Annotated in this window: 8 protein-coding genes; 3 read left to right on the top strand and 5 right to left on the bottom strand. The window is 74.3% G+C overall.

Annotation, left to right across the window (positions count from 1 at the left end; genetic code table 11):
* The 4 genes from NCC78_RS25240 to NCC78_RS25225 form a co-directional block, all read right to left on the bottom strand.
* The coding region (locus NCC78_RS25240; protein ID WP_250797505.1) for an MFS transporter at positions 1-1298 on the bottom strand (1298 nt) is incomplete at its 3' end.
* Positions 1299-1705: 407 nt separating this feature from the next.
* Positions 1706-2224: a vitamin K epoxide reductase family protein gene (locus NCC78_RS25235; protein WP_250797504.1), complete on the bottom strand. Its 519-nt coding sequence runs from the start codon at positions 2222-2224 to the stop codon at positions 1706-1708.
* A 136-nt stretch (positions 2225-2360) separates the two neighbouring features.
* Complete coding sequence (locus tag NCC78_RS25230; RefSeq protein ID WP_250797502.1) at positions 2361-3140, bottom strand: 1-acyl-sn-glycerol-3-phosphate acyltransferase; 780 nt, start codon at positions 3138-3140, stop codon at positions 2361-2363.
* Positions 3137-3361: a hypothetical protein gene (locus NCC78_RS25225; protein ID WP_250797501.1), complete on the bottom strand. Its 225-nt coding sequence runs from the start codon at positions 3359-3361 to the stop codon at positions 3137-3139. The genes NCC78_RS25230 and NCC78_RS25225 overlap by 4 nt, the downstream gene beginning before the upstream one ends.
* A gap of 292 nt (positions 3362-3653) precedes the next feature.
* Between NCC78_RS25225 and NCC78_RS25220 the strand changes: the two genes are divergently transcribed.
* Positions 3654-4364, top strand: coding sequence for a GAF and ANTAR domain-containing protein (locus NCC78_RS25220; RefSeq protein ID WP_250797499.1), 711 nt, complete (start codon positions 3654-3656; stop codon positions 4362-4364).
* A gap of 179 nt (positions 4365-4543) precedes the next feature.
* Complete coding sequence (gene hflX / locus NCC78_RS25215) at positions 4544-5695, top strand: GTPase HflX (RefSeq protein WP_250797498.1); 1152 nt, start codon at positions 4544-4546, stop codon at positions 5693-5695.
* 67 nt (positions 5696-5762) lie between these two features.
* Here the strand turns inward: hflX and NCC78_RS25210 are convergent, their stop codons facing one another.
* Positions 5763-6041, bottom strand: coding sequence for a hypothetical protein (locus NCC78_RS25210; protein ID WP_250797495.1), 279 nt, complete (start codon positions 6039-6041; stop codon positions 5763-5765).
* A 295-nt stretch (positions 6042-6336) separates the two neighbouring features.
* Between NCC78_RS25210 and NCC78_RS25205 the strand changes: the two genes are divergently transcribed.
* A complete protein-coding gene (locus NCC78_RS25205; RefSeq protein WP_250797494.1) occupies positions 6337-6750 on the top strand; it encodes an MmcQ/YjbR family DNA-binding protein in 414 nt (137 codons plus the stop codon).
* The last annotated feature ends 140 nt before the right edge of the window (positions 6751-6890 follow it).

Here is a 6890-nt window from a genome sequence, read left to right as displayed (position 1 = left end):
GGCCGGCCCGGCTTGCGGCGCCGGGGCTTGTCGGCCGGGGTGCCCGGAGGCCGGGGCGCGGTCAGCTCGTCGAGGTCGCGCACGCGTCGCAGGGGGGACAGCAGCAGCGGGATCGGCGCCAGGGTGAGGCCGACGCCGATGACGAGGAGGGTCGCGCGGATGCCGATCGCCTCACCCAAAGCGCCACCGAGCAGACCGCCGAGCGGTAGCGCGCCCATCACCAGGAATCGCATGCTGGCGTTGACCCGGCACAGGAACCGGGTGGGCACGATCGCCTGCCGGTAGGTGACCTGGGAGATGCCGTAGATGACCTGTCCGATCCCGCCGCCCACGATGCCCGCGACGAAGAACGCGGCGCCCCAGTTCGGTCCGGTCAGCGGGATCAACAGGTTGAAGGGGCTGGTCACCGCCAGCGAAAGCCAGATGATCCGGGCGGAGCCGATCCGGCGTGCCAGCCGGGCGGCCGCGGCAGCGCCCAGGAGAGCCGCGGCCGGGGCGGCGGACATGAGCATCCCGGCCGTACCGGGACGGAACCCGACGGTGTCCACCAGGAACAGGATGATCAACGCGGTGGCGGCCGTGAACAGCAGGTTGGACGCGGCGCTGGTGGCGGCGATCGCGCGCAGGACCGGATTCCGGAGCACGACGGCGAACCCCTCGCGGGCCTGGGACACCATCCCGGACCGCCGGGCGTGCCGTGGCGTCGGCTCGCTCGCCCTGATCCTGGCCAGGCAGGCGGCGCTGACCAGGAAGCTCACCGCGTCGACCAGCAGCGTGTTCGTCGCACCCACCAGCTGGGTGAGCCACCCGCCCAGACCGGGGCCGGCAACCTGTCCGGACGACCGGACGACCTCCACCGCGGAGTTGCCCTGCAACAGATCCTTCCGGTTCAGCAGGGTTGGCAGGTAGGACTGATGGCCGATGTCGAAGAGCACCCGCATCACGCCCAGCACCGCGGCCATCGCCAGCAGCAGCGGCAGGGTGAGCTGGGACAGCGCGGCCGCCACGGTGACGGTCACCAGCGCGGCGCACCGGACGAGGTCGGTGGCGATCAGCACCGGTCGGAGTCGCCGCCCGTCCAACCAGACCCCGGCCGGGACCCCGACCAGCAGGAACGCGGCGTTCTGGACGGCGACCAGTGCGCCCAGCTGCAACGGCGTGGCGTCCAGGAGCAGGATGGCGATCAGTGGGAAGACGACCGCGGTCACATCGGTGCCGAGCTGCGTGACCGTCTGCCCGGCGATCAACAGCCGGAAGTCGGTGGACCGCCAGGGTTCGTCCCGGGTCCGAGCCGTCATGTGCGCCCCCGAACATGCCATGGACTGCCATGTCGCTTGTCTGGACGATCGCGGTGGAGGTGGGCCAGCCCTGACCGCCGTCGCACACCGGGCAGGGGTGGTCGTCGGTGGAGTCCGTGCCGCTCAGGTGGTGCAGCGCGCCGTGGCCCTCCCGGGAGCGGGTCCGCCCCGACTCGGAGTGCCGCCCGGCCGCCTCGGATTCACGTGCGGGCGACTCGGGACACCGGACACCGGGTGTCGCCCTCGGTCCGAGGCTAGCCCAGCAGCGCGGGCCCTCGTCGCGATACCGAACTTCACGCCCGGCAACCCGTACGTGCTCGCGATGTGGCGCGCCGTACCGTCGAGTCGGCTGCTGACGGCGTGCCGGCAGACCGGCCCCGCGAGGGGCGAGGGCGGGCCTGCGGCGGTCAGCGGCCGCGCAGCCGACGCAGTGCCCGCCGCGCTTCGGGCAGGCTGAGCGCGAGGGATAGGGCCGACGCGACGGTGGCGATCTGGCAGTACGTGCAGAAGGCGCGGTTGTCGCGCCACTCCTCGCGCCCCAGTTCGATGGCGACCACGGTGTCCGCCGCCGTTTTGGCCGCGGTGAGCAACGACAACGCGGGCGCCCGTACGGCCCGGTCTCGGCCGCCGGCCCCGGCCAGCCAGGCGGTGATCCCGTAGCTGACGACCATCATGAGTGAGTCCGGGCTGGCGAGGCGCGAGTAGGCGTACCCGGAGGCGTCCACGCGGTCGCTGTCGAACGGGCCGGGTGGGTCGGGCAGATGCCGCAGCAGGCCCGTCTGGTACGCGCCGACGATCTGACCCATGGCCGCGCCGAGCAGGGACAGGGCGATCACGGCGCGGCGGCGGCGCAGCTCAGGGTCGCGGCCGCCCCGCAGGTAGGCGCTCAGGCGCTCAGGCGGGTCGGTGCGGGGTGCCCTGTTCATGGCGGTGTCGGTACCCGATCACGGGGGGCTCATTCGACCCGACGCGCGACGGTCCACGGTCGCGCGGCGGTGGCGCCGGGATCGGCACCCGGCCGGCGTGACCGACGCGGTGCCCGGCCGTCGGTCGGCGTGCCCGTCAGAGTGGTTCGTGCAGATCCAGCAGGAGTGCCTGGACGGCCGCCTCGGCCTGGCGCGCGCAGGCGGTGACGTACCCGCTGTCGGCGGCGGCCGCGGGGCCGCTGCGGTCGAAGCGCAGTGGCTCGCCGACGGCGATGGTGATACGCGCCGGAAACGGGAGGTGGGGAACGGCCGGCAGGAAGGTGAGACCCCAGGGCATGCTGAGCAGCAGTGGCCAGCGGGTGAGTCGCAGCCACCGCCGGGTGCGCAGCAGGCGGGCCACCGCGGCCCCGTCGTACAGCACGATGGCGGTGTTGTGCGCGCCGGCGGCGGCGACGGGGATGACCGGCACCCCGCAGGCGACGGCCAGGCGGGCGTGGCCGACACGCCCGTCGAACACCACGCGCCGGCGCTCGGTCCAGGAGCGGGCGCCGTCGGCGTCACCGCCCGGATAGGCGAGCACCTTGTCGCCCCGGGCCAGCAGGGCCGCCGCAGTGGCCGGGTCGGCGGACACCGCGCCGAGGGGACGCAGCCAGCGGCCGAGCAGGGCGATTCCGAGCTCGTGGGTCATCGTCCAGGGTGTGTCCGCCAGCCCCCGGGCCCGGAACACCGCCGCCCCGAACAGGTAGGTGTCGCCGGTGTAGAAGCCGCCGTTGTGGTTGCCGACGTAGATGGCCGGGCCTGGTGGGATGCGGTCGACACCCAGTACCCGGGCGCGGTGGTACGGGACCAGGAGGCGCTCGATCCGGCGGGCGGCGCGGGCGATCGCGACCGGGTCGCGTTGCGGGAGGTGGCTCACGGCCAGGCGGGGGCCGGCGGCGCCGTGAGCGGCCGGCGGGTGACCGGCTTCCGGCCGCCCGCTCCGGGGCGGGTCCGGGTGGTGTTCGGGGCGACCGGGGTCCCGCCGAGGTCGGTGGAGATCGGCATCGGCATCGGCAGCCATCGTACCGGGCGGGGTGGCCGGAGCAGGGCGTCGAGCACGGCGGCGTCCCGACGGGCGGAAGCCCTGCCGTCCGTCACCTGCCTCTCCACCTGCGCGGGTCGACCCCTCCCTGCGGGTCGGCGAGGCCGGAAAGCACCCGCCCGACGGTGAACCCCGCGTGTCGGCCAGCGGAGTGCGGGGTAGAGGCAGGAACACCGAAGGTCTCCCGAACGACGCCGCTGCACCCTCCTGGGGCGGAGGCCCGGTATGTGACCGTCCGATTCCGGTGTTTCGGCACGCCGACGCCGGGGCACGGTCCGAGGCGGCGGGCTGTCGACGTGGCGACCCGTCGTCCCGCCCGGCCGGCCCACGTGACGGGAGAGATGAGTCTTGTCTTCGCGCTGGCCCGGTCAGCCGTCCCACGAGCTGACCGACGCCCTGCTCACCCTCGCCGGCCTCCCCGACGACTCGGCGGCACTGCCGGACCAGCTGACCACGATCGTCCGGCTCACCGTGGACCTCGCCGACCCGGTCGACTTCGCCTCGGTCACCCGGCTCGCCGGGGACGGCCACCGGACCCACGCCGCCAGCGACGAGGTCGCCGTGGCCGTCGATCTCGCCCAGTACGCGGAGGACGCCGGTCCCTGCCTGGTCGCCCTGCACTCCGGGCGGACGGTCGGGGTCCCCGACGTCACGGGCGCGGTGGTGTGGCCCGGCTTCCGGGACGTGGCCTGGCGGTGCGGGGTCCGCGCTTCGCTGTCGATATCCCTCTTCGCCGGCAGCGGCGAACCGGTCGCCGCGTTGAACCTCTACGCCCGCGACGCCACTGCCATGCGGTTGTTGATCCAGCGTGTCCAGGCCTGTTACGACGTCGGGTCGACGCCGGTGCTGCCCCGGATGGACCCCGGCAGCGAACAGTTGCTCGCCGGGCTGACCGGCGCGCTGCGCGACCGCGACATCATCCAACGAGCCCTCGGGGTGCTCATGGACCGGGACCACATCGCCGCCGGCCCGGCGTACCGGCGGCTGCTGGATGCGACCGCGGCCGGGGCTTCGCTGACCGGGACCGCCTCCGCCATCCTGCGCCAGCACACGAGCTGACGCGGACCGAGCAGCGCTGGCGGGCGCGCGTCCCGACCCGGGATCGTCCCTTCCCCACCGGGCGACCGGTCGTACACCGGGCTCGTCGCCCGGGCGGCGCGAAGTGGCCGGGCCGCCGTCGGCATGGTCGGCGGGGCCGGGGGTAGATCGGATCGCACCGAGACGAGGTGAGGTGGACGATGGCAGGATCGTGGTTGCTGGGTGCCCTTGCCGGCGCGCCGGGGGAACGCCCCACGGCGGTGCTGGTGGCGGTGCACCAGGAGGACGGCGACAGCGGGCCGGGTAGCGAGACGTCGCTGACCGAGCTGCGACGGCTCGCCGACACCGACGGGCTCGACGTCGCCGACGCGGTGGTGCAGAACCGGTCACGGCCCGATCCCGCCACCTATGTCGGCTCCGGGAAGGTCGACGAGCTGGCCGCTCTGGCCGAGCACGCCCACGCCGACCTGGTGATCGCTGACGGGGAGCTGAGCCCCGGCCAGGTGCGCAACCTGGAGGAACGGGTCGGGGTGCGCGTGGTCGACCGGACGGCGCTGATCCTGGACATCTTCGCCGAGCACGCCCGCACCAGCGAGGGCCGGGTGCAGGTCGAGCTGGCCCAGATCGCGTACCAGCTGCCCAGGCTGCGGGGCGACGGCCGGGCGATGTCGCGGGTCGGTGGTGGCCGGGTCGCCGGCGGCGCCGGGATCGGTGTGCGTGGTCCCGGTGAGATGCGGCTGGAGACCCAGCGCCGGACGCTGCGGCAACGGGCCACCCGACTGCGGCGCAACGCCTCGGAGCTCGCCCGGCGGCGGGAGCGGACCCGGAGCCGACGGGCCCGAAACCAGGTGCCCTCGGTGTCGATCACCGGCTACACCAACGCCGGCAAGTCCGCCCTGCTCAACCGGCTCACCGGCGCGCAAGCGCAGGTCCAGGACGTCCTGTTCGCCACCCTCGACCCCACCGTGCGGCGGATCAGCACGGGCGACCTCACCTACACCGTCACCGACACGGTCGGCTTCGTCCGGCACCTGCCGCACCAGCTCGTCGACGCCTTCCGCTCGACGTTGGAGGAGGTCACCCGCAGCGACCTGGCAATGCACGTGGTCGACGCGTCGGCGCCCGACGCGCTGGACCAGGTCACCACGGTGCACGGGGTGCTGCACGAGATCGGTGCCGGCGAGGTTCCCGAGCTGCTGGTGCTGAACAAGATCGACATTGCGCCACCGGAGTGGGTCGACGCACTGCGGCGCGTCTACCCCGACGCCGTCCCGGTCTCGGCCAGGACCGGCACGGGCATCGACGACCTGCGAACGGTCCTCGCGGCCCGGGCCCGGCTGACCCGACGGTGACCGCGGAGTCCCGGTCGGAGGGTCGCGCGTCGGGTCGGGGTGCGGTGATCGAGCCGGCCCGAGCGGCTCACGTCCGGCGCTCGTCGTCGTCGGGCGTGAGGGCCTGGCGCTGTTCGAGGACGTCGGCGGGGTTGGCGTCCGGCGGCAGGGACGGCGGGGAACCGTCCCGCTCACCGGGCACCGGGGTGCCCTGCTCCGCCACGTCGGCGGCGGTGGCGTCGGAGGGAAGCGTCGACGGGGTCGCGTCGGCGTCCGGATCGTCGACGACCGTCTGCTGCTGCTCCACCGCGTCGCCCTCCGCCGAGTCGTGCAGCGGATCGTCCTGCTGGTTCCAGGGCATCGTCATCTCGCCCGCTCCCTCCGCGTGCATGCGTCGCTGCTCGGCCACGGACGTGCGGAGACAGCCGCCGTCCTCGGATCGACCCTGCTGCCGGGCTACCCGGTCCTTCCTGGCGCACACCTGACGCCCGGCACCGGCTGATGGTGCCGGTGGGCCCCTCCTGCCCGCCGGTCGCACCGCCCCGTCGGTGATGAGGTCGGCGGCCGGACCGCGGATCGACGACGCCGCCGACCGCACGGTCGGCCAGCGCCGGCGGGCGCGGGCGGAAGGAGTGTCGGAGGCGGCGGTTACGGTGCGGGGCGTGAGCGCGCCCGGGGATGTGCCGTCGGAGTTCCTCGACCGGTTCCGGTCGACGTGTCGTGAGCTGCCGGAGAGCTACGAGGAGCCGGCCTGGGTGGGCGTGCGCTGGCGGATCCGCAAGCGGACCTTCGCCCACGTGCTCACCGTCGACCCCGACCACCAGATGGCGTACGCCAAGGCCGCCGCGACCGACGAGCCGACCTGCGTGCTGACGTTCCGCGCGCCCGTCGACGAGGTCCACGCGCTCGTCGCCAGCGGTCACCCGTTCTTCAAGCCCGGCTGGGGCGCCGACGTCGTGGGCATGGTCCTCGACGACGGTGTCGACTGGGCCGAGGTCGGCGAGCTGCTCATCGAGAGCTACTGCCTGCTCGCCCCGAAGAAGTTGGCGGCGCGGGTCACCCGTCCCGCCGGCTGAGCCGATCGTGGCTCCCCCCGGCCCGGGTCCGACGCAGCGCCCGTACCCCCTCCTAGGCCGCCGACGCGGCGGCCTCGGCCCGTGCCGCCGGCGGGGCGGGGGGCGTCGACACCCCGGAGGCGGGCCAGCCGCCCAGCGCG

Source organism: Micromonospora phytophila (assembly GCF_023656545.1).
Taxonomy (GTDB): domain Bacteria; phylum Actinomycetota; class Actinomycetes; order Mycobacteriales; family Micromonosporaceae; genus Micromonospora; species Micromonospora phytophila.
This window is presented reverse-complemented; position numbering and strand designations above follow the sequence as displayed.